Genomic DNA, 24,774 nt, shown 5'->3' with positions numbered 1-24,774 from the left:
TCAGCGCCGGCGGGACACCCGGCGAGCGAGGTCGCGCAGGTCGTCGGCCCGCAGGCCGGGCCAGCCGTGCACGTCGTCCAGCCACTGCTGCGGGAGTGACGTCGCGCCGTGCGCGGCACCCAGCACCGCCCCGGCGATCGCGGCCACCGTGTCCGTGTCGTTGCCCGCGTGCACTGCGGCAACCAGACCGCCGACCGTCGGTGAGTCATCCGGCCACGGGTGCCGGATCGCGCTCCACGCGGCCTGGAGGGCGGTGACGACGAAGCCGTTGGGGGCGAAGTCAGCGGGGTGGCCGTTCTCGGCGTCGGCGACCCAGCCGGCCCACCGGTCCCGGCGCTCGGCCGGGAGCTCGGCGACCAGGTCCGCGAGGTCCGGCACGACCCCGTCGAGCACGGCGACGCGGATCGCGTGGCACCACAGCACGCACGCGTCGCCGGCGAGGGGGTCCGCATGGGTCAGCCCCGAGATCGCGCGCGCCCGCTCGGTGAGGGCCGCGGGGTCGTCGAGGAACGCGAGGGCCACCGGCGCCGTGCGCATCAGCGAGCCGTTGCCGGCGGTGTGACCGGTCCGGGCGTGCAGGCCGTACGACGCCAGCCGGGCGTCCTCCGCCGGCGTGGAGCGCGACCCCGCGGCGACCTCGCCCAGCACCGCCCGGGTCTGGTTGCCGACGTCCGAGGCACCGCCGCGCAGCCAGTCGGTCCAGCCCTCGACGACCGCGTCGAGCGCGGCCCCGTCGCCGAGGCCACCCTCGGCAGCAACCCGGGCGATGACCACGGCCATCTGGGTGTCGTCGCTCCACTCGCCGGGAGCGTAGGGGCCGAGCCCGCCGCCGATCATCCGCGGGACCTCGCCCGCGGCCAGCGGCGCCGACCCGAACTCGTACGGCACCCCGAGCGCGTCGCCGCACGCCCCGCCGAGCAGCGTGCCCTCGACGCGGTCGGTCGTCCCACCCTGCGGCTGGACCGTCATCGCGCCTCGCGGCTCCTCGGGTGGAGGGAGGTCACTCGCTCCTCGACGTGCGTCAGGTCAGAGACCATCGCCGCTCCGATCATCCGGCCGCGTCGAGCTCGTTGGTGACACCCTGCACATCGACCAGCTCATCGGTCGGCGCCGTGGCCTCGTAGACGCCCGGCTCGACGAGGTTCGCCCCGACGGACAGGGCCTGCTCCTCGTCATCGGACAGGACCAGCAGGTGGCTGGTGGTGCCGTCGGACCGCAGCACACGGACCGGGACGTCGCGCCAGGTCGCCGTCAGGACGACCTCGAAGATCTCGCACTCCTGCAGCGGCAGCGCCGCGGTCCAGACTCCCGGCCGCACCTGCTCCCAGCCCTCCGGCCCGGCATCGGCCGCCGCGCTCACCAGAACGCCGTCGCCGACCACGTCGGCGACGAGCTCCGCACCGCGCCACCGGGCGCGCGGCCCGACCAGCGGGCTCCACGGTCTCCAGCCCTGCGCGCCACGCCAGCCTCGCGCTGCCCCCTGGTAGGCCGACAGGCACTTCTGCTCGCCGTCGGAGCGGATCCGCCAGTACTCCGCACCGTAGGAGTAGCGGGTGCGGGCGAGCTCCCACACCGGGACGACGGCGTCCGCGCGCAGGAAACCGGTGGGGTACGTCGGCCAGGACCGCTCCTCGGCGGACGGGCGCTCGAGCCGGGCGAGCGGCGGCGCCGCGAAGCGCACCACGTCGACGTACTCCTGGCCGCTGGCCTCGAACCCGTAGGCGGCGAGCAGGCGGTCGGGGGTGTCGAGCGTGACCGCGTCGGCCGCGCTCACGACGATGCCGCCGACGTGGTCGTAGCCGTCCTCGACGATGGCCTTGCCCAGGTCTGCCGTGAGCAGCTTCTGCAGCACGAGCCGGTCGGGATCGTTGCTGGTCATGACACCTTCTCCTCGGACACCTCGACGTCGCTCAGCTCGGCGACCGGCGCACGCCCGAGCCACCCCTGGTGCTGGTCGCCCGGGATCCCGAGCCTGGCTGCCCGACGAGGATCGGTCGTCGTCACGCCCACCGTGTCGTCGTGCTCGCTCCCGACGACCGCCACCCGCTCACCCTTCCACACGGCGCTGACGCCCACGCGCCACCACGTCACCTGCGCGGTGGGCAGCTTCACCCACTCCCCGCGGCTGTTGGAGCCGAACTCGAGGGCGTCCGGGAACTCGCCTTCAGGGGCACCGCCGTGCGCCAGCGCGCGCCAGCCGTCCCCGTGGAACAGCAGCTCGTAGCGCCTGCCGCGGTACTCGCCCTCGGCGTGGCTCACCTGCACGTCGTCGCTCCTCGGTCGTCCGCCACTAGTTGCCCTGCGGGATCCACTCGCCGTCGCGCAGCACGGCCGTCAGGCGCTGGTTCCCGTCGGGGAGAACCTCCCACATCTCCGCACCGTCCCTCATCGGCACACCCGCGTTGCCGGCGGCGTCGGGGTAGGACTGGTACTCCGGGATGATGTCGTCGCCGGACTTGGTGAAGCCGTTGCCGGTGAACGGGTCCTTCCAGCCGTCGTAGCTGCCCTGCGTCGTCTGGCCCATCTCCGACCGGAGCGGGGACTCGAAGCGGGGGTCGTCCGTGGCGAAGCGGATCAGGTGGGTGCTGTCGTCGTCGGGCCGGAACGTGGTGCCGTCGTAGTCGAGCCGCAGGCCGTCGTGGATCTGCCCGGGCGTCGTCAGCTGGCTGGTGTCGTCGGCACGCGTCACCGAACCGCGGACCTCGTTGACGTTGAAGTCGGGGTCGCGTCCCATGATGTAGCGGTCGGCCATCTCGGGCGAGATGACCTTCTGCATCACCGTGCTGGCGTCGGGCTTGACGATGTCGCCCTCGAGCGCGCGCATCGTGCGCCACTCGTCCGGCGTCAGCTGCGAGACGGGCTTGTTGATGAGGTCGATCGCCTGGTCGCGGGTGAGGCCGTGGCTGGAGAGGAGGTCGTCGGTGACCTGGCTGCGGCCGAGCTGCTCGGGCGAGAAGGCCGAGCGGTGCGGGACGTCGTCCATCATCGAGTAGATCCGCGAGCCGTCACCGAGGTCGTCGAGGTGCCGCAGGTCGCCCAGGTCGTCGAGGTGTCGGAGCTTGCTCATGTCACCGAGGGCGTCGATCGCGTCCAGGCCACCCTTGACGCCGCGGGTGGCGAGGGCGCCGGTGCCGGCGGTCGCGACGGCGACGATGGCGTCGGGCACGAGGTGTCCGATCGCCCGGGCCGGGTCGTCGGCCCAGGTGTCCCAGTCGAGCAGGCTCTTGCCGAGCTCCTTTCCGAAGCCGACCGGGTCGGTCGTCAGGCCGGTGTAGATGCCTTGGGCCATCGTCCACGCGTTCTCGGCCGAGAGCTCGTACTTGGTCATCAGCTCCTCGGGCGTGATGTCGCCCGTCGCGAGCTTGTAGTGGTCGATCACGAGGTTGACCGGGCTGAAGGGCGTCATCGTCAACAGGTCCCAGACGGCCTCGCCGGCCCCCTCGAAGATCCCGCCGACGAACTTCAGCCCCGACTCGAGCCAGTTGGGTTCCTCCGGCGCGTCGGCGCACCCTGCCTTCACCTGCCCGGCGCAGACGGCCGCGGCGTTGTCGAGGTCCGCGCGAACGGCCTGCATCGCCCGCAGTGCCTCCTGCTGGATCGGGTCGCCCCAGTCGACGAACGGCTCGGCCTGGTCGGTGCCGCCGCTGGCCCAGTAGGTGCGCATCCGGCCCATGTAGGAGTCGTACTGGGTGCGCGCGCTCTCCGACTCGCGCTGCCCGCGCTCGTACTCCGCCTTGGCCTCTCCCGCCCGGCGCTGCCCGTCCTCGAGCGCACCGGCGTACGTCGTCAGTCCCGCCGCGGCCTTCTTGAAGCCGTTGCCCGACTGGATCCAGCGTTCGGGCTCGAGGTCGTGCGCCTCGCGGAACTCGTCGGCGGCACGGCCGGTCCAGCCGGACACGTCGATCTTCGACAGCGCGTCGCCGGTGTCGTAGAAGAGCTGGCCCTTCTGCTCCATCGTGACGACCTTGGCGCGGATGTTGCCGGGGTTGCCCTCGACCTCGAAGTCCGGCACGTCACAGCACCTTGACCGCGGCGATGGTGCCCTTGAGCGCCGAGAGGGCGTCGTACCCGGCCTTGTCGGTCTCGAAGTAGTTCATCGCGATCTTGCCGAGGCGCCCAGCCATCTCCTCGACGTCCTGGCAGAGGTTGTTGACGCCCTCCTCCCAGCGACCCTCGAACTCGTCGATCGCGTTCCAGACGACGTCGCTGCCCACGTCACTCCTGGACGGGACCAGGTCCTCGACGTCCTTGTCCTTGAAGAGCTGGAGCGTCTCGTTGAGCCCCTGGGCAGCCTTGCCCATGCTCTCGAGGTCGACTTCGTAGTCGTAGGACGGCATGGCTCCTCGATTCCCCACGACGCGCTCGCCCAAACCGCGACAACTCCTGCAGTCACGTCGGTGTGAAGAGCGTCCCGCGCGGGTAGGGGCTCCTCGCCAGTGAGGAATCCGGAGACCTGACGGAGAGGGGGCGGCCGTGGCCGTCGGACTTGTGTACGCCGAGATGCAGGCCGCTGCGCAGGCGGTCGCCGACGCGATCGAGCCGCTGCAGACGACGCTGAGCGACCTCGGCGCGATCATCTCGACCGAGGCCGGCGCAGGTTTCAAGGGCCAGGCGGCCGCCGGGTTCGGCGAGGCGGTCAACGAGTGGTTCGACGTCGCCATCACCCTCGGCCCCGTCCTCGACGGCTACGCCCAGAGCCTCATGTACCTCGCGCAGGAGCACCAGACCAACGACGTCGTGCAGGCCGAGCGGGCCGGACAGCTGGCCGACCGCCTCGGCGGGGGACCCCGATGAGCGAGCGCGGGCTGGTCGTGCACCAGGGCGCCCTGTCGACGATGGAGACCGCGCTGGCCGACGCCACGACCGCCATCACCACCCAGATCACCGACCTCCTCGAGCAGGTCGAGACGCTCACGCCCGGCTGGGACGAGACCAGCGAGTCGCACCTAGTGCACGCCGAGCACCAGCAGAAGCTGCGCGACGGAGTCACGAAGCTCACCGAGGCGCTGGACCAGGTGAGGTCCAGGCTCGCGACCTACCGCGAGGACGCCCGCGAGATCGAGGTCGAGAACGTCGCCATCGTGAACTGACGCACGTCTCCTCGCGCGCGCAAGTTACCTGCGGGTAGGCTCTTTCTCACTGGCAGGAGCCCTGCCGCCGGCACGCAAGGCGGTCATATGCTCCGGCTCAGCACGCCCGATTCGAGGAGCAGCCCTTCATGCAGATGTTCGCGATCGTCGTCTCGTTCGCCCTCACCGTCGCCGCCGTGGCGATGCTGGTGCCGGCCGTACGACGCATGCTGGGCGTGATCCGCAGCGGTCAACCCGACACCAGCCGCGGCGAGAACCCGTCGGGCCGCGCGGTCACGATGCTCAAGGAGACGTTCCTCCACACTCGGATGCTCCAGTGGCACTGGGTCGGCATCATGCACTGGTTCGTCTACGCGGCGTTCCTGTTCCTCAGCACGGCCGTGCTGGCGGCGTACTTCCAGCTCTTCGAGCCGTCGTTCGCCTGGCCGCTCATCGGTCACTGGTACCCCTACGAGTGGTTCAGTGAGCTGATCGGCCTGCTGAGCACCGTCGGCATCGTCTACCTGATCGTCTACCGCCAGAGGCACCACCCGCGCAGCGAGGGACGCAAGAGCCGGTTCTTCGGCTCGAACTTCTGGCAGGCCTACTTCGTCGAGGCGCTCGCCCTCCTCGAGGGTGGCGCGATCCTGTTCGTGCGTGCCGCGGAGTGGAAGCTCGACGAGGACGCCGGGCGCAGCCACTACCCGATCGCGTCGTGGATCGGCGACGCGTTCTACTCCAACGACCCCGAGACGCTCTACAACGTCATCTACGCCATCGCGGCCTTCAAGATCGCGCTCGCGATGATCTGGCTGATGGTGATCGCCCGCAACATCACCATGGGCATCGCCTGGCACCGGTTCACCGCGTGGTTCAACATCTACTTCAAGCGCGAGGCCGACGGCACCACCGCGCTCGGCGCGATGAAGCCGCTCACGTCCGCCGGCAAGCCGATCACCCTCGACGACATCGACGACCTCGACGAGGACTCGGTGCTCGGCGTCGGCAAGGCCGAGGACTTCTCGTGGAAGGGCATCCTCGACTTCACGACCTGCACCGAGTGCGGCCGCTGCCAGTCGCAGTGCCCGGCCTGGAACACCGAGAAGCCGCTCTCGCCCAAGCTGCTCATCACCGCGCTCCGCGACCACACCTACGCCAAGCACGACGGGGTCGAGGGCCACGCCGAGCGCGCCCTGGTCGGCTCCGGCACGAAGGGCGAGTCGGCCGGCGCCGGCACCGACGTCCTCGACTACTTCTACAACCCCGAGGACGCGCCCTTCGTCATCGACGAGGACGTGCTGTGGAGCTGCACCTCGTGCGGCGCTTGCGTCCAGCAGTGCCCCGTCGACATCGAGCACGTCGACCACATCATGGACATGCGGCGCTACCAGCTGCTCGTCGAGTCGAACTTCCCCGCCGAGCTCAACCAGCTCTTCAAGGGCCTGGAGAACAAGGGCAACCCGTGGAACATGTCCGCGTCCGCCCGAATGGACTGGGCCAAGGGCCTCGACTTCGACGTGCCGGTCGTCGGGGAGGACCTGGAGTCCCTCGAGTCGGTGGACTGGCTGTTCTGGGTCGGGTGCGCGGGGGCGTACGAGGACCGCGCGAAGAAGACGACCCGCGCGGTCGCCGAGCTGCTCGACATGGCGGGGATCTCCTTCGGCGTGCTCGGCAACGGCGAGACCTGCACCGGTGACCCGGCCCGTCGCGCCGGCAACGAGTTCGTCTTCCAGGGCCTCGCGCAGCAGAACGTCGAGACCTTCAAGGAGTACAAGGTCAAGAAGGTCGTCTCGACCTGCGCCCACTGCTTCAACACGCTGAAGAACGAGTACAAGGACTTCGGCATCGAGCTCGAGGTCGTCCACCACACGCAGCTGCTCAACCGCCTCGTGCGCGAGGGCAAGCTCACCCCGGTCAAGGAAGGCGCGGGCGCCGCGAAGCGCTCGATCACCTACCACGACCCGTGCTACCTCGGTCGCCACAACGAGGTCTACTCCCCGCCGCGCGAGCTGCTCCAGGTGCTGCCCGGCGCCGAGGTCATCGAGATGGAGCGCAACTCCGAGCGGTCCTTCTGCTGCGGCGCCGGTGGCGCGCGCATGTGGATGGAGGAGAACCTCGGCGAGCGGATCAACATGAACCGCACCCGTGAGGCCGTCGGCACCGGTGCCGACCAGATCGCGGTCGGCTGCCCGTTCTGCCGCGTGATGCTCTCCGACGGCCTGACCTCCCAGCAGGCCAGCGGCGATGCCCGCGAGGAGGTCGAGGTCCTCGACGTCGCCCAGATGCTGCTCGCGTCGGTGAAGGGCGAGCAAGCCACCAAGGCCGCGCCCGCCGCTGCTCCCGCTGCGGCTGCCGCCGCTCCTGCCGCCGGGGCTGCCTCCTCCGCCTCCTCGGGGGACGTCGCGACCAAGGACGAGCCGGAGGCCGGCGACGTCACGATCACCGAGGACACCGTCACCGAGACCGCCGACGCCGGACCCGCCGCGAAGGCGTCGGGAGGTACGTCGCTCTTCGACACGCCCGCTCCCGAGGCCGAGGCTGCCGCTGAGCCTGCCGCCGGCGGGTCGCTGTTCGACCTCGGCGGATCGGAGCCGGAGCCGGCACCTGCTGCTGAGGCGCCTCAGGACGAGGACCCGGCCGGGCCCGTCGCCGAGGAGAAGCCCGCTGCGACCGACCTGGGCAGCAGCGGTTCGCTCTTCGACGTCGGCACCCCGGAGCCCGAGCCGGCGCCCGCCGCCGAGCCCGAGCCCCCGAAGGACGAGGCACCCGCCGAGCCGGTCGCCGAGGAGAAGCCCGCCGCGACGACCGACCTGGGCACCGGCGGCTCGCTCTTCGACATCGCCGCCCCCGAGCCGACCGAGTCCGCTGACACCACGGCTGAGCCGGAGCCGGAGCCGGATCCCGAGCCCGAGGCGGCAGTGGCCGTTGAGTCTCCCAGCGACTCAAAGCCGACCGAGCCGGCAGCACCGACGCAGCAGGCCGACCTGGGCAGCGGATCCCTCTTCGACATCGAGGCCCCCGCACCCGCCGCCGGGGCCCCCGCCGAGGAGGAGCCCGAGCCGGCAGTGGCCGGTGAGTCTCCCAGCGACTCAACGTCCAGCGAGCCCGAGCCCGAGGCGCCGGTGGACGTTGAGTCTCCCAGCGACTCAACGTCCAGCGAGCCCGAGCCGGCCGCCGCCTCGAGCGGTACGACGTCGGCGCCAGCGACGGACGTGGACCTGTCGAGCGTCGGCTCGCTGTTCGACATCGAGACGCCGGCAGCCGTTGAGTCTCCCAGCGACTCAATGCCCAGCGAGCCCAAGGCAGAGCCCGAGCCAGAGTCGCCCGCGGCTGTTGAGTCACCCAGCGACTCAGCGCCCAGCGAGCCAGAGCCAGAGCCAGAGTCCGAGCCCGAGGCGCCCGTGGACGTTGAGTCTCCCAGCGACTCAACGCCCAGTGAGCCCGAGCCGGAGCGCGACTCGGCTCCGAGCGCGCCTCCGAGCGGTGCCGACCTGAGCAAGGCAGCGCTGTTCGCCGAGCCGGAGGACGGCGACGCCCCCGCAGCCGAGGAGCCGGCAGCGGAGTCGAGCCCCGAGCCCGACTCCGCGAAGACCGAGGAACCCGACACGATCCTCGACTCCGACGACGACGGGGGCGCCGAGGCCGACGAAGCCGACGAGGAGAAGCCGGCGGTCAAGCCTGCCCCCGCTGCCGAGTCGCCCGGCCACACGCCACGCACGGACGCGGACATCAGCGGCTCGGGTTCCCTCTTCGACCTCTGACCTTGTCAGGGACTCGCTGAACTTGTCGGCCCGTGCATGGGCCGACAAGTTCAGCGATCCCCGGTCAGCCGGGGGTCACGAAAGAGGCGGTGACAGCGCCGCGATGTCACTCCGACATCAGATGACATCAGCTTGGTATTGACATGACATCACGGTGATGTCAGAGTGGTGCACATGGACCTCACCCCCTACGTCGACACCCTGCGCCGCGACCTCGTCGCGGCGGCCGAGGCGGGCAGCGACGACCTCAAGCAGGCAGCCGAGCGGCTCGCCTTCGCGCTCGACCCCAGCGCCCGGCTGGCCCTGATGGAGGCCATCTCCCACGCGGCCGCCGAGATCACCGCGGAGCTGCCCGACGGCAGCGTCGACGTACGACTCAACGGTCGCGAGCTGGACTTCGTCGTCGAGATCGCGCCGCAGGCAGAGATGCCCGCGCCTCCCCCGCCGCCGGCACCACCGGCGCCGCCCGAGGAGGAGGACGGCGACCTGGCTCGCATCACGCTCCGGATCCCGGAGGCCGTCAAGGCACGGGCCGAGGAGAAGGCCGCAGCCGCCGGGCAGAGCCTCAACACGTGGCTCGTCGGGGTCGTGCGCAGCGCGAGCAGCGAGCACTCGATCAACGTCGACATCGACCTCAGCAGCGTCCCCTTCGTGGGCTACGACCCCTTCGCCGCCAACCGCAGGCAGGGCAAGGGCAACAACCGCCGGATGACCGGCTGGCTCTGATCCCACTCGACCCACGCCGTCACGACTGACGGCCCCTCGCACCGCCCCAGCGGACCGGCACTCGCCGGCCCGGTAGACGAACACACCCGAAACCGGAGACCCCGATGAGCAACCAGATCGACCACACCTTCGACACCTCCGAGCCGATCGTGCTGCACGTCGAGAACGGTCGCGGCCTCGTCGACGTGACCGCCACCGACACCACGCAGACCACGATCCGGATCACCGGCGAGCGCGCCGACGAGTTCGACGTCCGCGACCTGGGCGACCGGATCGCGATCATCGCTCCGCACCGCAGCGGCGGGATCTTCGGCAAGGACGCCCGCGCCGAGATCGTCGTCGAGGTGCCCGTCGCCAGTGGCCTCAGCGCCAAGGTCGGCAGCAGCGACGTCGTCACGCACGGCCGCTTCTCCGACACCCGCGTCGACGCGGGCTCGGGCGACATCTCCCTCGACGTCGTCGACGGCGACGCCTCCGTGCAGTCGGGGTCCGGCGACGTGGTCGCCGAGCACCTCGCCGGCGACGCCCGGATCAAGACCGGCTCGGGCGACATCAGGGTCGTCCGCGCCGACTCCGAGGTCGTCATCACGACCGGTTCCGGCGACGTACGCGTCGAGCAGGCCTCCGACGAGCTCGCCGTCAAGACCGGTTCGGGCGACGTCCAGGTCGGTGCCGTCGACGGCGACGTGGTCTTCACCACCGGCTCGGGCGACCTCGTCATCGGCCGGGCCTCGTCGGGCCGGATCACCGCCAAGACCGCGAGCGGCGACGTCAGCATCGGCGTCGCAGGAGGTACGCCGGTGTGGACCGACGTCCGCACCGCGAGCGGCCGCCTCTCGTCCTCGCTGCCCAGCACGGGCGAGCCCGCCGAGGGCCAGCCGTTCCTCGAGGTCCGCGCCACCACCGCCTCGGGCGACGTCACCCTCCACCAGGGCTGACCCCCGCCAGCCACCTCAGACAGGAAGGAGCACGGCCGTGTTCGACTCACTCACCGACATCGAGCTCATCGCCCGCCACCGCATCGCCGAGCGCGTGCGCTACTCGCCCCGCGCCCCCAAGCGCCGCTGAACCACACTGGCCCGCCCGACTGGGAGGGCGAGTCCGACACTTGTAGGCCGTTGCAAAGGCCTCCGAGTGACAGAGTCCCCGCACGTGCGGGGACTCAGTCAATCGCGAGAGATCAGGACTTCATGGCGACACCGCGACGCCAGTACCCCATGAAGGCGACCTGCCGGCGGTCGAAGCCGAGCTCGTTCACCAGGTGCCGGCGCAGGCCGGTCACGACCTTCGACTCCCCCGCGATCCAGGCGTAGGTGCCGCCGACCACCGTCACGTCGGCGGGCACCTCCTCGCCGGACGAGGAGTAGGTCGGCGTCTCCCACAGGTCGGGGTCGACCTCGTCGGCCGCCACCTCGACCTCGGCCCCCGGGATGCCCAGGTGGGCGACGACCGCGTCGTGGAGGGGCTGGCCGAGGACCGCGTCCTCGCGGGCCAGCCAGGTGACCGAGACCCCGGCGGGACGGCGTACGTCCTGGATGTCACCGGCGTGCGGCACCTCCAGGAACACTGCTCCTCGCGCGTCGTCGGGCAGCTGCTCGAGCACGGTGCACATGGCCGGCAGGGCAGTCTCGTCACCCACCAGCAGCAGGTCGGCGCCCGGCGTCGGCGTGAACTCGATCCCGCCGTAGGGGAAGCCGCGACGCGGCGCCATCAGCACGATGCGGTCGCCGACCACCGCCCGCGAGGCCCAGGTCGAGCCGGGCCCCACGAGGTCACCGTCGAGGTGGAGCACCATGTCGACGACGAAGGTCGTGTGCTCGCCCGAGCCGCGGACGTCGCGGATCGTGTACGTCCGCATGTGGCCGCGCTCCTCCGAGGAGCGCTCGAGCCAGGTGGCCCACCACGACTCGTCGGCACCCTCGGTCGACGTGATGCCGCCGGTCACCGGGTCGGGGAAGATCAGCTTGATCCGCTGGTCCCAGCGCGGACCGTCCACGCCGAACTCCGCGAGCTCCGGGCTGGCGAGCTCGACCCGGGCGAAGGACGGCGAGAGCCGCTCGATCGAGACGACCTCGACCTCGGTGAAGAGCATGGGCAGGGTGGATGCGGTCACGGTCATCGGTTCTCCTGGAGAGGGGCGAGCGGGACGTGGCGGCCCACGGGCACCACGAGCGGGGTGTGCGAGACGGGGTCCTCGATGACCCGGTTGTCGAGGCCGAAGACGGTGCGTACGACGTCCTCGGTGACGACCTCGGCCGGCGTCCCCTCGGCCACGATCCGGCCGGCGTGGAGCGCGACGAGGTGGTCGGCGTAGCGGGCCGAGAGGTTCAGGTCGTGCAGCACCATCACGATCGTGGTGCCGCGGCGGGCGTTGAGCTCGACGAGCAGGTCGAGCATCTCGACCTGGTGCGCCACGTCGAGGTAGGTCGTCGGCTCGTCGAGCAGCAGCAGGTCGGTGCCTTGCGCGAGAGCCATCGCGACCCAGACGCGCTGGCGCTGTCCGCCCGACAGCTCGTCGACGGCCCGGTCGGCGAGGTCGAAGGTGTCGGTGAGCGCCATCGCCTCCTCGACGGCCGCCCGGTCCTCGGCGGTCCAGCGGGTGAAGACGCCCTGGTGCGGGTGCCGGCCGCGGCCGACGAGGTCGGCGACGACGACGCCCTCGGGTGCGATCGGGTTCTGTGGCAGCAGCCCGAGCACCTTGGCGACCTCCTTGGTCGGCCGGCGGTGGATCGCCTCGCCGTCGAGCAGCACGACGCCGCCCTGCGGACGTACGAGCCGGGCCAGGCCCTTGAGCAGCGTGGACTTGCCGCACGCGTTGGGACCGACGACCACGGTGACCTTGCCGTCGGGGATCGCGACGCTGACCTCGTGGACGACCTGCCGGTCGCCGTAGCCGAGGGTCAGGTCCTGGGTGAGCAACCTGTTGCTGCCAGTGGAGTGGGTCATCCGGTCCTCCCGGTCGCGGCGCCGCGCGCCAGTAGCCAGAGCAGGAACGGTCCGCCAACCGCTCCGGTGACGATGCCGACGGGCAGCACCACGTCGGGGACGAGGTACGCCGCGACGTGATCGGCGAGCAGCACGAGGACCGCGCCGACCAGGGCGCCGGCCAGCAGGCTGTGCCGTCCGCCCATCAGGGCGCGCGCGATCGGGCCGGACATGAAGGCGACGAACGCCACCGGCCCGGCGGCCGCGACCGCGACGGCGGTCAGCAGCACGCCCACGAGCAGGAGTGCGTCGGTCCGGTGCCGTCCGACGCCGAGCCCGGCGGCTGCCTCGTCGCCGAGCTCGAGCACCTCGAGCGAGCGCGACATCACGGCGAGGGTCGGCAGCAGCACGGCGAGGCTCACGGCCAGCAGGCCGACGGTCGACCACGGGACGTTGTTGAGGCTGCCGACGAGCCACCGCAGGGCGAGCTGGACGTCCCAGGTGCTGGAGCGCGCAAGGAGGTACTGCACGACCGAGACCATCGCGGCCGCGACGCCGACGCCGGTGAGGACGAGGCGGTAGCCCCCGGTGGTCCCGGCGACCCAGCGCACCACGGCCGAGACCGCGACAGCGCCCACGACGGCGAACGCCGACACCGCTCCGTCGCGCAGGCCGAGGGTCAGCAGCGCGAAGATGCCGGCGGCGCTGGCACCGAGGCTGACGCCGACGATGTCGGGGCTGGCCAGCGGGTTGCGCAGCAGCATCTGGAAGAGCGAGCCCGCCGACCCGAGCGCGAGCCCGACGAGGACCGCGAGCACGGCCCGCGGGAGCTTGCTCTCCATCAGGATGAAGGTCGAGACCGGCAGCTGCTCGCCGAAGAGGATCCGGAAGAAGTCGGGGACGGTGAAGGTGTAGTCGCCGAGCAGCACGCGGATCGCGAACGCGGCCACGAGCGCGACCACGAGTCCGCCGATCACGAGGCGGCGGCGACGGCGAGGGCGCCGCGTCGCGGTGCGGAGGTCGGGCCGGACCTCGGGCTCATCGGGCAGGGTCGTCGTCACGGGCATCGTCGGCGCACTCATCTAGAGCCCCATCCGTCCGCGGCGCACGAGGAGCAGGAAGAACGGCACCCCGACGACGGCCGTCATGATCCCGACCTGCACCTCCGAGGGCGGCAGGACGACCCGGCCGACGGTGTCGGCGAGCAGCACCAGCACCGCGCCGTACCCCGCGCTCAGCGGGAGCAGGTGGCGGTGGTCGGACCCCGTCCGGGTGCGTACGAGGTGGGGGACGATGAGCCCGACGAAGGCGATCGGTCCGGCGGCGGCGGTCGCGGTGCCGGCGAGCAGGACGATGGCCAGGCCCACGAGGACCCGGTCACGGGTCGTGTGCCGGCCGAGCCCGGCGGCCATCTCCTCGCCGAGCGCGAGGGCGTTGAGGGTGCGGCTGAGGGCGAGCGCGAGGACGACGCCGACAGCGAAGACGGGAGCCAGCGAGACGACGACGTCCCACGACCGGCCGCCGATCGAGCCGACCTGCCAGCGGCGCATCACGTCGAGCGCGGTCTGGTCGACGAGCTGCACGGCGACGGTCCAGCTGCTCGCCGCGGCGGCGAACGCGGCCCCGGCCACGGTGAGCTTCGCAGGAGTGGCGCCGTCGCGACCGATCCCCGCGATGGCGTGGACGGCGACCGAGGCGAGCGCCGCACCGACCAGCGCGAGGACGACGTACGACGTCATCCCGCCCGCACCGAGGTAGGCGATGCCGAGCACGATCGCGAGCGCGGCACCGGCGTTGACGCCGAGGATGCCGGGGTCGGCGAGCGGGTTGCGCGTCAGGCCCTGCATGCACGCACCGGCCAGTCCGAGCGCCACCCCGACGAGGACGCCGAGTGCTGTGCGGACCGCGCGGACCTCGAGCACCGTGCGGTCCGGGCCGGCCTCGAGGAGCGCTGTCGGCGAGATCGTCCGCGAGCCGATGAGCACCGACGCGACGGCGGCGACCGCCACCAGCCCGAGCATGACGGCGTACGCCGTCGCCGGGCCGGCCGCGGAGGTGCTCCGCGGCCGGTCCAGCAGCTGGGTCGTGGTGATCGCCATCGTCGTTCGGTCAGCCCTGCCCGGTCAGGACGGCGTGGATCCGTCGCCGTCGACAGCGGCGGCGACCTGCGGGATGTAGCGCTCCATGCCGACCGGGATCGACAGCGGCGACGGCGCGGAGAGACCGATGGCCTCGGTGAGCTCGACGGTCGCGTACCAGCGGTTGTCGGCCACGGCCGGGATCTGCTGGAAGAGCGGGTCGTCGGCGAGCTCCTTCACGTTGGCCTCGGAGGTGGCGTAGGTGAGGAACACGTCGGCGTCGAGCTGCTCGGTGCGCTCGGCGGAGACGTTGAAGAGGAACTGGCCGGGCTCGCTGCGCTCCTCGACGAGGGGCGAGTTGACCATGCCGAGCTCGGCGAGCAGGCGGGGCCGGTTGTCCATCGAGGTGTAGACGTAGAACGACGACGGGTCGGCGTTGGGCCCGGCGAAGGTGAAGGTCTTGCCCTCGAGCTGCGGGAACTCCGCGGCGGTGTCGGCGATGACCTGCTCGGTCTCGGCCTTCAGCTCGTCCGCGACGTCGCTGCGACCCAGCGCCTCGCCGACCATCTCCAGCGACTCCTGCCACGTGGTGTTGTAGGGAGCGTTGGGGTAGGCGACGACGGGGATGCCGGCCTCGGTGAGCTTGTCGTACTCCTCCTGCGTCATGCCGGACTGTGTCGCCGTCACCAGGTCGGGCTGGAGCTTGACGATCTCGTCGACCGGTACGCCGTCGGTGGTGCTGAAGCGGGTCGGCTGCTCGGCGCCGTCGATCTCGGCGAGCGCCTCGTCGAACCAGTCGGACGACGCGTTCTCGTTGCCGGCGTACGCGATCTTGTCCGCACCGACGGGGACGACGCCCAGCGAGAGCGGGTAGTCGGCCTCGGCGTAGCCGACCGCCACGACGCGGGTGGGCTCCGCCTCGATCGTCGTGGTGCCGAGCGCGTGCTCGATCGTGACCGGGAACGCGTCGGCCTCCACCTCGGTGGTGGCCTTCGGCTCGGCGGCCGTGTCGGCGCTGGTCGATCCGGTGCTGCAGCCGGTGAGGGCGGCGACCAGCAGGGTGGCCAGGACGAGAGGGCTGGCAAGCGTGCGCTTCATCGATGCTCCGTGGAGGTGGTGAGGGTGACCTAAGTAAGGCCAGCCTAACCACGCCCACCGGCATTAACGCAACGCGGGTGTGTCCTAATCCACGATCCGGACTAGATCTCCGTGCGGTGGAACCCCTGGAAGGACCGGCTCGGCGTCGGTCCGCGTTGGCCCTGGTAGCGCGAGCCGTACTTCTCCGAGCCGTAGGGGTGCTGGCTCGGCGAGGAGAGCCGGAAGAAGCAGAACTGGCCGATCTTCATCCCCGGGTAGAGCTTGATCGGCAGCGTCGCGACGTTGGCGAGCTCGAGGGTCACGTGGCCGGAGAAGCCGGGGTCGACGAAGCCGGCGGTCGCGTGCGTGAGCAGGCCCAGCCGGCCGAGCGACGACTTGCCCTCGACGCGCGCGGCGACGTCGTCGGGCAGCGACACCACCTCGTACGTCGACCCGAGGACGAACTCGCCCGGGTGCAGGATGAACGGCTCGTCGCCCTCCGGCTCGACCTCCCGCGTGAGCTCGGACTGGTCGGCGGCCGGGTCGATGTGGGGGTAGCGGTGGTTCTCGAAGACCCGGAAGAACCGGTCGAGGCGTACGTCGATGCTCGACGGCTGCAGCATCTGCGGGTCCCACGGGTCCAGCGCGATCCGGCCGGCGTCGATCTCAGCGAGGATGTCGCGATCAGAGAGCAGCACGCGGCCAACCTAGCGGCCGTTTTCTCCCCCGGGGAACGGGTCGCCACAATGGATCGGTGACCTTCCACCGCTACGTCGCCCTCGGCGACTCGTTCACCGAGGGCGTCGGCGACCCCGACCCCTCGCGCCCCAACGGACTGCGCGGCTGGGCCGACCGCGTCGCCGAGGTGCTCGCGACGCAGACCGACGACTTCGGCTACGCCAACCTCGCGATCCGCGGCCGCAAGCTCGCGCCGATCGTCGCCGAGCAGGTCGACGCGGCGATCGCGCTGGAGCCCGACCTGATCACCGTCCACGGCGGCGGCAACGACGTGCTCCGGCCGCGGGTCGACATCGACGCCCTCGCAGCGACGTACGACGCCGCGGTCGCGCGCCTGGTCGCCACGGGTGCGCGCGTGGTGATGTTCACCGTCTACGACCCGGGCGCGGGCGGGATCTACGGACCGATGCGCGGGCGGATGGCGATCTTCAACGAGTGGGTGCGCGAGATTGCCGACCGCCACGACGTGACCCTCGTCGACATGTGGCGGATGCGCGAGGTCGAGATCACCGCCGCGATGGACACCGACCGGATGCACCTCAACTCCTTCGGCCACACCTACATCGCACGCGCCGTGCTCGACGCGATCGGCGTGACGCACACGATCCCGCCCGTCGAGCTCGAGCCGCTGCCCGTCCTCCGCCGCCGCGAGACCTGGGCCGCGAACGCGCAGTGGACCCGCGAGTTCCTCGTGCCGTGGGTGCACCGCCGGATCACCGGCCGCTCCTCGGGCGACACCGTCTCCGCCAAGCATCCAGCACTGTCCAGGGTGCAGTTGCAGGTCAGGTAGCATTCCTGAGCCGTCCACGGACGGCATGCGGATGTAGCTCAGCTGGTAGAGCGCGACCTTCCCAAGGTCGATGTCGCGAGTTCGAATCTCGTCATCCGCTCCACTTCTTGCCTGCAGGTCGAGTGCGAGGCGCTGCAGCGACTACTGCCCCAAGCGCACTCGACCCGATCGAGGCTGAGGCGCGTGGGGAACTTGCGCCTGGTGTGACCAGAGAGGACAGTGAGGCGTCCGCATTCTCGGATCGAAGGCCTTCCCCATGCCCGTGCTTCCCCGCCTCATCGCCCACCGCATCGCCTCGGACGACACCTCCCGCCCGCTGTGGCGGCACCCGGCCACGATCGCCGCGGCCACGCTGGCGCTGACCCTCGGGGCCGTGCCGCTGCTCCCGGACGACGTTGACGACGAGCGCGGCACGATCACCCAGACGGCGGAGACCACCGGGAGCGTCGGCCGGGCGGGTCGTGGCGAGGTGACGCCCGAGATGGAGGCGGAGATCGAGCGCGTGCTGGCCGCGGGCGCCGGGCTCGACCGGGCACAGGGTCGTACGGCGACCGCGCGGGCGTCCGTCCGCTGCGCCACCTTCGACGGCCAGCGCTACTGCCTCGGGTTCGGCTGGACCCACCAGTCGCGCGCGAGCCTGGCCGCCCGGCTCGAGACGCCGCCCACCTTCGGCGCGCGGGCCGAGCGCACGGGCGACCTCGACGCGGACGGCGTACTGGCGCGCACCCAGGCCCTCAGCGCGGCGGCCCGCACCGAGGCCGAGCGCGCCGAGCTCACCATGGCCGCGCAGTCCGTCGGCAAGGTCTGGATGCTGCGCCACGAGATCCAGGGCGTCCCGCTGCCCGACGACTTCGCCGAGGCGCACCCCGAGGTCACGACCGGGTCGTCGGGGATCGACGCCCGCGGCGGGTTCGGCGAGTCGTACCCGATCAAGGACAAGATCCTCACCAGCAAGGTCGCCAAGGCGCAGAACCAGACCTACTGGTGCGGCCCCGCGACGCTGCAGGCCATCGGCTGGAGCTCGCAGGGCAAGCGGAAGACCCAGGGCTACTGGGCCCGTCGCCTCGGGACGACGTCCGCCGGCACCGCGATCACCGACGTGGTGCGCGTCATCAACAACAAGACCGACTACGACGAGGAGACCGCCGCCGGCCCCTACGTCGTGCTCGACATCAGCGACTTCACCCTCAAGCAGTGGTACCGCGTGATGATGCGCCACGTCACCGACTACCGCGCGCCGGTCGTCCTCCACCCCGTGCTGCACAAGCAGTTCTACCCCTACCTCGACGACGACGCGAGCGGGCACTTCCAGGTCGGCCGCGGCTTCGACCAGGACCCCGACGGCAACCGCAAGATCGGCTACTTCGAGCCGTGGGACCAGTCGAGGTTCGACCCCAGCGAGCCGGCGATCGAGCGCGTGCAGTGGCGCAACGCCTACAAGTCCTACCGCGCCAACCTCGACCACTTCCAGCACAACCTCGGCGTCTGACATGAGGGCTCGTACGACGATCGCGCTGGCGCTCGCGATGGCGCTGACCGGCTGCAACGGCACGGTCGACGGCGCCCGACCTGCTCCGAGTGGCGGCGCGATCGACGAGCCGTCGGTCGTCGAGCCCACCACCGACCTGCTCGACTGGCAGGACGCCGGCGCGCCAAGCGGCACCCAGGTGCGCGGCCCCGACTGGCAGGGCTCGTGAGCGAGGACCGCTCGACCGCGGACGTGGCAGGCATCCGCAACCAGCTCACCATTGCGGCGGGGCCGGGCCGCCGGATCTCCGAGCTCCTGATGAGCGAGGGCTGGGCGGTCGTGGTCCGTCAGGACACCGCCGAGACCGACCCCAGCGACGTCGACGTGGTCGACCTCGCGACCGGCGAGCGGAGCGAGCTCGTCGGGCCCGAGCCCGCCAGCGGCGGCTCCTGGGCACTCACCGGCGGCGACCTCTACTACCCGACCTACGGCGACGACCGGGCCTACTGCCTGGCCACCAGCGCACTGGCCGACAGCAACGGCGAGGACGGCTGGTGCGCGCCGGCACGCACCGGCTTCTCGAACCTCACGGCGAGCGAGCACGGCATCGGGATGATGACCTTCGACGACTCGCGCCCGGCCTGCCGCACCGTCAACCTGCTCGAGGCCGGCTTGCCACAGCCGATCGACGGCCCGACGGAGTGCGTCGCGTGGGACGTCGCGGCCACCGCCGACGGCGCCGTCTGGTCGGAGGTGCCGAAGCCGCGACGCCAGGAAGAGGCAGTGTTCCGCGCGTCCGCCGACGGGACGTTCCTCGACCTCGGGCCCGGCACGACCGGGACTGCACTCCCCTGCGGCGACTCCGTCTTCTTCGTCCGCGACCCGCAGGGTCCGGGCGACCCTGCCCGGCTGATGCGCTGGACCCCCGACCACACGCTCGAGGTCGCCTACGAGTCCGCGTCCACCGGCAACGCCTTCCTCGGCGAACCGACCTGCGGCGGCGGGGTGCTCACCCTGTCGTCGTACGGCGAGGAGGGCGACGAGAGCGTCTGGGCGGCCGTCGACTGACGGCCTTCAGCGCGCCTTAAGCGGCTCGCCGCACGCTCTCCCCGACCGTCGTCACCCGGGCGACGCGGAGAGGAGAACCTCATGTCCTTCCTGAGATCCGGCCACGCGCGTGCGACTGCTGCAACCGCCGCACTGCTCGCCCTTCTGGTGCCCACGGCTGCCCACGCCATCGTGTACGGCGAGGCCGACGCCGGTCGGCACCCCTACGTCGGGTCGTTCCTCATCGAGGTGACACCTCCGGGCGGCGAGACCTACCTGTCCCAGTTGTGCACCGGGACACTCGTCACCCCGCGGGTCGTGCTGACTGCCGGCCACTGCATGGAGACACAGGAGTTCCCGGAGGAGTACGGGACGACCATCTGGTTCACGCTCGACGAGGTGATCGACGCCGACGGCGACTGGACGGTCGACCCGACCGTGACCAAGCTTGCGGGCACTCCCGTGCCGCACCCGAAGTACTTCGGCTCGGCCCACTACCGCTACGACGTGGGCGCCTTCGTGCTGGATGCGGACGTGATCCGGGAGACGTACGGGACTCTCGCACCTGTCGGGGCTCTCGACGACAAGGGGCTGCGCCGGCAGCACCGGGCGTTCATCGCCGTCGGCTACGGCATCGAGCGCGAGACCCGGACGAAGTCGACGCAGTCCTTCCTGTCGCCGAAGCGCCGGATGCTGGCCTACCAGACGCTCACCACGGTCAACCGCGACTTCGCGACGTACTCGATGAACCAGGCGACCGGCAACGGAGGCACCTGCTACGGCGACTCCGGCGGCCCGCACTTCGCGCCCAACGGGACGATCGTCTCCATCACGACGACCGGCGACCTCCCGTGCAAGGCGATCGACCAGACCTACCGGGTCGACACCACGATCGCCCGTGACTTCCTGAAGACCGTGGGAGTGCAGTTCCACGACTGAGGACCGGATGGCGCGCACGGGTCTAGCCCGGCAGCCGATGTCCCGGGCATCGGCTGTCGGGCCGGGCCGCGACGACCTACGATCGCGACCACGAGCCAGGCGCCCGACCGGCTCGGCCGGGGGTGCGAGGTGGGGACCAGCGCCGATCCCGACGAGCCCAGGGTCCGGCTCCTCGGTCCGGTCGAGGTCGTCGGGGGCGGCGGCGCAGTCACGCTGGCTCCTCGCGAGCGGGCGCTGCTGGCGAGGCTCGCCATCGACGCCGGGCGCACGGTCACCGTCGACCGGCTCGTGGACGACCTGTGGGGAGACACACCCCCGGCCAGCGCCCGCAACGCGCTCCAGGTGTACGTCTCCCACCTCCGCGCCCGGCTCGGCGCCCGGGCCATCGCGTCGATGGGCGGCGGCTACCGCATCGAGCTGGCAGCGGAGCGGGTCGACTCGCTGGTGCTCGAACGGCTCGTCGCGGTGGCGATGGGCCTGCGCAGCTCCGGTCGGGCCGTGGACGCGATCGCCTCGCTCGACGAGGCCCTGGCCCTGTGGCGCGGCGACGCGATGGCCGACCTGCAGGAGTACGCCTTCGCCCGCGTGGAGTCGGCCCGGCTGACCGAGCTGCGGGCCACGGCGCTGGAGCACCTCGCCGAGGCGCTCCTCGACGCCGGGCAGCTGGACCGGCTGACCGACGAGCTGGCCCACCGGGTGCGCGAGCTCCCCTTCCGAGAACGACTGAGGGCGGCGGTGATGACGGGTCTCTACCGACAGGGCCGCGCCGTCGACGCGCTCGCCCTCTACGCCGAGGTGGTCGACCAGCTCCGCGAGGAGCTCGGCCTCGAGCCCGGCCCGACCCTCAAGGCGCTGCAGCGCGCGATCCTCACCGACGCACCGTCGCTGAGCAGCTCGACCGGCGTCCTCCCCACGGGCGAGCTGACCCTTCTGGCGACGGCACTCGACTCGCCGGCGTCGCTCGAGAGCCAGCTCGGGGACGCGTACAGCGATGCCGTGCTGGCACACCGGGACCTGCTGCGGTCGACCTTCTCCGCCCACCACGGCCTCACCGTCCCCACCGACGGGGAGCGCCTCCTCGCCGCCTTCCCCAGCGCCGCTGAGGCGGTCCGCGCCGCAATCGCGGCGCATCGCTCGCTCGATGACCACCACGTGGCCGGGGTGCCGGCCGACCACGTGCGGATCGGCGTGCACACCGGCACGCCTCGCGTGGTCGACCAGCACTACATCGGCGCGGACGTGCACCGCGTCGTCCAGGTTGCCCAGGCCGCCGCGGGGGGCCAGGTGGTCCTGACCGGGCCGACGGTCCAGCACCTCGACCCGGCACTGCTTGGCGCGGACGGCCTGGCGATCACGGATCTCGGGATCCACCGGCTGCCGGAGGTCGTCGTCCCCGAGCACCTCCACCAGGTCGCTCCACCAGGGACGTCGTTCCCGCCGCCCCGCTCGCTCGGCGGTCGCACGATGCTCCCGCGCACGACCGTCCCTCTGGTCGGTCGTCGCGCCGAGCTCGCGACGCTGGTGGATGAGGCGACCCGGTCGGGTCGCGGCGTCACCACGCTGGTCGGCCCGGGTGGCACCGGCAAGACCCGGCTGGCGGTCGAGGTGGCCGAGCACATCGGTGGGTCGTTCCCGGGAGGCGTCTACTTCGTCGCGCTGGAGGCAGCCACCACGCTCGACGAGGCCTGGGCTGCGATCGGCGCCGCCCTGGACCTCCCCGCCGACGCGCGCGACGAACAGGGGGTTGCCGCGCACCTGGGCGAGCAGCGCACGTTCGTGGTGCTGGACAACCTCGAGCAGCTGCCGGAGGCGGCTGTCGCCGTCGATCGCCTGCTTGCCACGGCAGAGACGCGGATCCTCGCCACCTCGCGGCGCCCGACCGGCGTGGCCGGCGAACGCGTGCACACCCTCGAGCCACTCGAGGACTCCGGGGTGAGCGCGGACGCCTCCGTCCTCTTTGCATCGTTCGCCGAGCTGGCCAGGCCGGGTTTCGAGATCGACGCCGACAATCGTGAAGCCGTGGCCCGGATCTGCCGTCGCCTGGACGGGCTGCCGCTCGCGATCGAGCTCGCGGCCGCGCGATCGCGACAGCTCTCACCGCAGGCTCTGGCGAGCCAGCTCGAGTCGAGCCTCGACCTGGTGTCGGGCGGCATCGGCCGACCGGACCGCCAGCGCAGCCTGCGCGCCCTCGCGGGATGGTCGCTCGACCTGCTCACGACCGCGCAGCAGGAGATGCTCGAGGTCGTCGCCCTCTTCGTGGGCGGTGTCGACCTCGAGATGGTCGCGCGGTTCCCGTGCAGCGACGGTGACCCGACCGCGACGGTCCTCGACCTCGTCGAGGCCAGCCTGGTCCGAGTCTCCGACGACGCCGCCCCGCGCGTCACGATGCTGGAGACGATCCGGCAGTTCGCGCTGGAACGGCTCGACGTGTCGGACCGGGCGGACGAGGCCCGCGACCTCCATCTCGGCGCTTTCGTCGAGCTGGCCCGCCAGCTGCACCCCCGCCACGGGAACATGATTCGCGCGTCCGCCGTCGTGCGTCGCGAACGAGCCAACATCGAAGCCGCCCTCGCGTGGGCGTTACGCCGCCCGGGCGGCGTCGAGTCGGCCGCCGACATCATCATCGGTCTCGCCGAGGCATGGCACGAGGTCGGCGACCACACGTTCGACTACCTCGCCCGCACCTCGGCCGGCCTGCCACCGGGCTCACCGCGCCGAGGGTGGTTGACCTACTGGGAATTCAGACGCATCTGGGACACCCAGACCGAGTGCCTGACGGTCTACGACGCGATGATGAAGGCGGAGCAGCGGTTGCGCGCTGCAGGGGACCCCGCTCCGCTGGCGGCACTGCTCGCCTACGGCACGCTCCTGGGACCAGACGTCGGCCTCTCCGCGGACTGGGGAGTCGTGCGGGCCCAGGAGGCAGCCTCCCTGGCCACCGAGATCGGCGAGGACTGGCTCACGTCCCGCGTCCAGGGATCGCTCGCCAGGGCCTTGATCGACGCGGGCCGGCACCGCGAGGCCGCAGGGCCGCTCGCGGCAGCGCGCGCCGCCGCCGCACGCATCGGTGACCTCCACCGGTTCGACATGCTGGCCCTCACCGAAGCCCAGCTCGCTTCTCTCAGGGGTGACCACGCGCGCGCCTGGGGGCTCGCGGTCGACTCGGCGCCCGGACTGCTCGCGGTGCGACTCAACGGCTCTCTCGCACAGGTCTTCCACCAGCTCGCGCGGCTGACTGCGGCCGAACGTCCGACCGCGTCAGCACTGCTGACCGGAATGGCGATGGCCAGCTGGCGCCGCATGGACAGCATCCCCAACGCAGAGGATCTCGCATACGTCCGAGCGTCGGTGCAGAGCGCCATCTCCTCCCTGGGCGAGGAGACGTTCGCGCGATTGCAGGCCGAAAGCGAGTCGTGGTCGGCCGACGATGCCGTCGCCTGGGCGCTCGACCTGCTGACTGCCGACGCCACTGAGGGTCGTACGCCCATCGACTACCGTCGGGTGACGTGAGCTTCACCGGATTCCCCGTCGCCGCGCTCGACTTCTACGACGACCTCGAGATGGACAACACCAAGTCCTTCTGGGAGGCCAACAAGCCGGTGTGGAAGGACGCGGTCGAGGCGCCGATGAAGGCACTCGTCGCCGAGCTCGAGCCGGAGTTCGGCCCGCCGAAGGTGTTCCGGCCCTACCGCGACGTCCGCTTCGCCAAGGACAAGACTCCCTACAAGACCCACCAGGGTGCCTATGTCGGCGCCGGGCCGTCGACCGGGTGGTACGTCGAGATATCCGCGCGCGGCACCAGGGTCGGCGGCGGCTTCTACGACGCCGACGGTCCACGGCTGGCGGCGATCCGCGAGGCGATGGCCGACGAGAAGACCGGCAAGGCGCTCGAGCGGCTGCTGAAGAGGCTCGAGAAGGACGGCTTCGAGATCGGCGGCGACCGGCTCAAGACCTCGCCACGCGGCTACGACGCCGACCACCCGCGGATCGAGCTGCTCCGCTGCAAGCAGCTCATCGCCAACAAGTCCTACGGGTTCGAGTCCGATGCGATCGACGCGGGCCTCGTCGACCGGGTCCGCGCGGACTGGAAGACCTTGCGCCCGCTCGTCAGCTGGCTCCGGGCGATCAGGGTCGACTGACCGGCAGTGTTCGACCC

Annotated in this window: 23 protein-coding genes and 1 tRNA gene; 13 read left to right on the top strand and 11 right to left on the bottom strand. The window is 71.4% G+C overall.

The features are described 5' to 3' along the window. The 5 genes from EUA06_RS16430 to EUA06_RS16410 form a co-directional block, all read right to left on the bottom strand. Positions 1–969, bottom strand: coding sequence for an ADP-ribosylglycohydrolase family protein (locus EUA06_RS16430; RefSeq protein ID WP_129477737.1), 969 nt, complete (start codon positions 967–969; stop codon positions 1–3). A 79-nt stretch (positions 970–1,048) separates the two neighbouring features. Next, complete coding sequence (locus EUA06_RS16425; protein ID WP_129477735.1) at positions 1,049–1,879, bottom strand: hypothetical protein; 831 nt, start codon at positions 1,877–1,879, stop codon at positions 1,049–1,051. After that, a complete protein-coding gene (locus EUA06_RS16420; protein WP_129477733.1) occupies positions 1,876–2,265 on the bottom strand; it encodes a hypothetical protein in 390 nt (129 codons plus the stop codon). Before EUA06_RS16420 ends, EUA06_RS16425 begins: the two co-directional genes overlap by 4 nt. Before the next feature lie 25 nt (positions 2,266–2,290). After that, the gene (locus EUA06_RS16415; RefSeq protein ID WP_129477731.1) at positions 2,291–4,012 is read right to left on the bottom strand and encodes a putative T7SS-secreted protein; all 1,722 of its coding nucleotides are present in this window, start codon (positions 4,010–4,012) and stop codon (positions 2,291–2,293) included. Position 4,013: 1 nt separating this feature from the next. After that, on the bottom strand, positions 4,014–4,337 hold the full coding sequence (locus EUA06_RS16410; protein WP_129477729.1) for a hypothetical protein: 324 nt from the start codon (positions 4,335–4,337) through the stop codon (positions 4,014–4,016). Positions 4,338–4,473: 136 nt separating this feature from the next. Between EUA06_RS16410 and EUA06_RS16405 the strand changes: the two genes are divergently transcribed. The 5 genes from EUA06_RS16405 (at position 4,474) to EUA06_RS16385 (ending at position 10,494) form a co-directional block, all read left to right on the top strand. Further along, positions 4,474–4,794 carry a WXG100 family type VII secretion target gene (locus tag EUA06_RS16405; protein WP_129477727.1) on the top strand — a complete coding sequence of 107 codons (321 nt, stop codon included), beginning with the start codon at positions 4,474–4,476 and terminating at the stop codon, positions 4,792–4,794. Then, positions 4,791–5,090, top strand: a complete 300-nt coding sequence (locus EUA06_RS16400) for a hypothetical protein (RefSeq protein ID WP_129477725.1) — start codon at positions 4,791–4,793, stop codon at positions 5,088–5,090. The genes EUA06_RS16405 and EUA06_RS16400 overlap by 4 nt, the downstream gene beginning before the upstream one ends. Positions 5,091–5,218: 128 nt before the next feature. Next, on the top strand, positions 5,219–8,830 hold the full coding sequence (locus EUA06_RS16395; protein ID WP_129477723.1) for a heterodisulfide reductase-related iron-sulfur binding cluster: 3,612 nt from the start codon (positions 5,219–5,221) through the stop codon (positions 8,828–8,830). A gap of 174 nt (positions 8,831–9,004) precedes the next feature. Further along, positions 9,005–9,556 carry a toxin-antitoxin system HicB family antitoxin gene (locus EUA06_RS16390; protein WP_129477721.1) on the top strand — a complete coding sequence of 184 codons (552 nt, stop codon included), beginning with the start codon at positions 9,005–9,007 and terminating at the stop codon, positions 9,554–9,556. 104 nt (positions 9,557–9,660) lie between these two features. Continuing rightward, on the top strand, positions 9,661–10,494 hold the full coding sequence (locus EUA06_RS16385) for a DUF4097 family beta strand repeat-containing protein (RefSeq protein WP_129477719.1): 834 nt from the start codon (positions 9,661–9,663) through the stop codon (positions 10,492–10,494). Between the two features lie 242 nt (positions 10,495–10,736). On the opposite strand, the gene EUA06_RS16380 is transcribed toward EUA06_RS16385, so the two are convergent. From EUA06_RS16380 to dcd, 6 genes are all read right to left on the bottom strand, one after another. Beyond that, complete coding sequence (locus EUA06_RS16380) at positions 10,737–11,675, bottom strand: siderophore-interacting protein (RefSeq protein WP_242498197.1); 939 nt, start codon at positions 11,673–11,675, stop codon at positions 10,737–10,739. After that, positions 11,672–12,502: an ABC transporter ATP-binding protein gene (locus EUA06_RS16375; protein ID WP_129477717.1), complete on the bottom strand. Its 831-nt coding sequence runs from the start codon at positions 12,500–12,502 to the stop codon at positions 11,672–11,674. The genes EUA06_RS16380 and EUA06_RS16375 overlap by 4 nt, the downstream gene beginning before the upstream one ends. Further along, complete coding sequence (locus EUA06_RS16370) at positions 12,499–13,563, bottom strand: FecCD family ABC transporter permease (protein WP_242498196.1); 1,065 nt, start codon at positions 13,561–13,563, stop codon at positions 12,499–12,501. Before EUA06_RS16370 ends, EUA06_RS16375 begins: the two co-directional genes overlap by 4 nt. Further along, a complete protein-coding gene (locus EUA06_RS16365) occupies positions 13,564–14,580 on the bottom strand; it encodes a FecCD family ABC transporter permease (protein ID WP_242498195.1) in 1,017 nt (338 codons plus the stop codon). 24 nt (positions 14,581–14,604) lie between these two features. Beyond that, entirely contained in the window at positions 14,605–15,657 is a 1,053-nt protein-coding gene (locus tag EUA06_RS16360; RefSeq protein WP_129477715.1) for an iron-siderophore ABC transporter substrate-binding protein, read from the bottom strand. A gap of 101 nt (positions 15,658–15,758) precedes the next feature. Further along, entirely contained in the window at positions 15,759–16,334 is a 576-nt protein-coding gene (gene dcd, locus EUA06_RS16355) for a dCTP deaminase (protein WP_129477713.1), read from the bottom strand. A gap of 56 nt (positions 16,335–16,390) precedes the next feature. On the opposite strand from dcd, the gene EUA06_RS16350 reads away from it, so the two are divergent. From EUA06_RS16350 to EUA06_RS16315, 8 genes are all read left to right on the top strand, one after another. Next, complete coding sequence (locus tag EUA06_RS16350) at positions 16,391–17,164, top strand: SGNH/GDSL hydrolase family protein (protein WP_129477711.1); 774 nt, start codon at positions 16,391–16,393, stop codon at positions 17,162–17,164. A 27-nt stretch (positions 17,165–17,191) separates the two neighbouring features. Then, positions 17,192–17,267, top strand: a tRNA-Gly gene (locus EUA06_RS16345). A gap of 153 nt (positions 17,268–17,420) precedes the next feature. After that, on the top strand, positions 17,421–18,653 hold the full coding sequence (locus EUA06_RS16340; RefSeq protein ID WP_129477709.1) for a C39 family peptidase: 1,233 nt from the start codon (positions 17,421–17,423) through the stop codon (positions 18,651–18,653). 1 nt (position 18,654) lies between these two features. Next, entirely contained in the window at positions 18,655–18,861 is a 207-nt protein-coding gene (locus EUA06_RS16335; protein WP_129477707.1) for a hypothetical protein, read from the top strand. Then, positions 18,858–19,700 carry a hypothetical protein gene (locus tag EUA06_RS16330; protein WP_129477705.1) on the top strand — a complete coding sequence of 281 codons (843 nt, stop codon included), beginning with the start codon at positions 18,858–18,860 and terminating at the stop codon, positions 19,698–19,700. The genes EUA06_RS16335 and EUA06_RS16330 overlap by 4 nt, the downstream gene beginning before the upstream one ends. An 81-nt stretch (positions 19,701–19,781) precedes the next feature. Beyond that, a complete protein-coding gene (locus tag EUA06_RS16325; protein ID WP_129477703.1) occupies positions 19,782–20,618 on the top strand; it encodes a trypsin-like serine protease in 837 nt (278 codons plus the stop codon). Between the two features lie 129 nt (positions 20,619–20,747). Beyond that, complete coding sequence (locus EUA06_RS16320; protein ID WP_129477701.1) at positions 20,748–24,128, top strand: AfsR/SARP family transcriptional regulator; 3,381 nt, start codon at positions 20,748–20,750, stop codon at positions 24,126–24,128. Next, complete coding sequence (locus tag EUA06_RS16315; RefSeq protein ID WP_129477699.1) at positions 24,125–24,757, top strand: DUF2461 domain-containing protein; 633 nt, start codon at positions 24,125–24,127, stop codon at positions 24,755–24,757. The genes EUA06_RS16320 and EUA06_RS16315 overlap by 4 nt, the downstream gene beginning before the upstream one ends. Positions 24,758–24,774: the final 17 nt, after the last annotated feature.

Source organism: Nocardioides glacieisoli, from assembly GCF_004137245.1.
Taxonomy (GTDB): Bacteria; Actinomycetota; Actinomycetes; order Propionibacteriales; family Nocardioidaceae; genus Nocardioides; species Nocardioides glacieisoli.
Note: the sequence above shows the minus strand (reverse complement) of the source record. Positions and strands in the feature narration are given on the sequence as shown.

Coding starts and splice junctions, on each gene's coding strand:
- EUA06_RS16430 (WP_129477737.1), bottom strand. CDS start 969: ATGACGGTCCAGCCGCAGGGTGGGACGACCGACCGCGTCGAGGGCACG.
- EUA06_RS16425 (WP_129477735.1), bottom strand. CDS start 1,879: ATGACCAGCAACGATCCCGACCGGCTCGTGCTGCAGAAGCTGCTCACG.
- EUA06_RS16410 (WP_129477729.1), bottom strand. CDS start 4,337: ATGCCGTCCTACGACTACGAAGTCGACCTCGAGAGCATGGGCAAGGCT.
- EUA06_RS16400 (WP_129477725.1), top strand. CDS start 4,791: ATGAGCGAGCGCGGGCTGGTCGTGCACCAGGGCGCCCTGTCGACGATG.
- EUA06_RS16395 (WP_129477723.1), top strand. CDS start 5,219: ATGCAGATGTTCGCGATCGTCGTCTCGTTCGCCCTCACCGTCGCCGCC.
- EUA06_RS16390 (WP_129477721.1), top strand. CDS start 9,005: ATGGACCTCACCCCCTACGTCGACACCCTGCGCCGCGACCTCGTCGCG.
- EUA06_RS16385 (WP_129477719.1), top strand. CDS start 9,661: ATGAGCAACCAGATCGACCACACCTTCGACACCTCCGAGCCGATCGTG.
- EUA06_RS16380 (WP_242498197.1), bottom strand. CDS start 11,675: ATGACCGTGACCGCATCCACCCTGCCCATGCTCTTCACCGAGGTCGAG.
- EUA06_RS16375 (WP_129477717.1), bottom strand. CDS start 12,502: ATGACCCACTCCACTGGCAGCAACAGGTTGCTCACCCAGGACCTGACC.
- EUA06_RS16370 (WP_242498196.1), bottom strand. CDS start 13,563: ATGAGTGCGCCGACGATGCCCGTGACGACGACCCTGCCCGATGAGCCC.
- EUA06_RS16365 (WP_242498195.1), bottom strand. CDS start 14,580: ATGGCGATCACCACGACCCAGCTGCTGGACCGGCCGCGGAGCACCTCC.
- EUA06_RS16360 (WP_129477715.1), bottom strand. CDS start 15,657: ATGAAGCGCACGCTTGCCAGCCCTCTCGTCCTGGCCACCCTGCTGGTC.
- EUA06_RS16340 (WP_129477709.1), top strand. CDS start 17,421: ATGCCCGTGCTTCCCCGCCTCATCGCCCACCGCATCGCCTCGGACGAC.
- EUA06_RS16335 (WP_129477707.1), top strand. CDS start 18,655: ATGAGGGCTCGTACGACGATCGCGCTGGCGCTCGCGATGGCGCTGACC.
- EUA06_RS16325 (WP_129477703.1), top strand. CDS start 19,782: ATGTCCTTCCTGAGATCCGGCCACGCGCGTGCGACTGCTGCAACCGCC.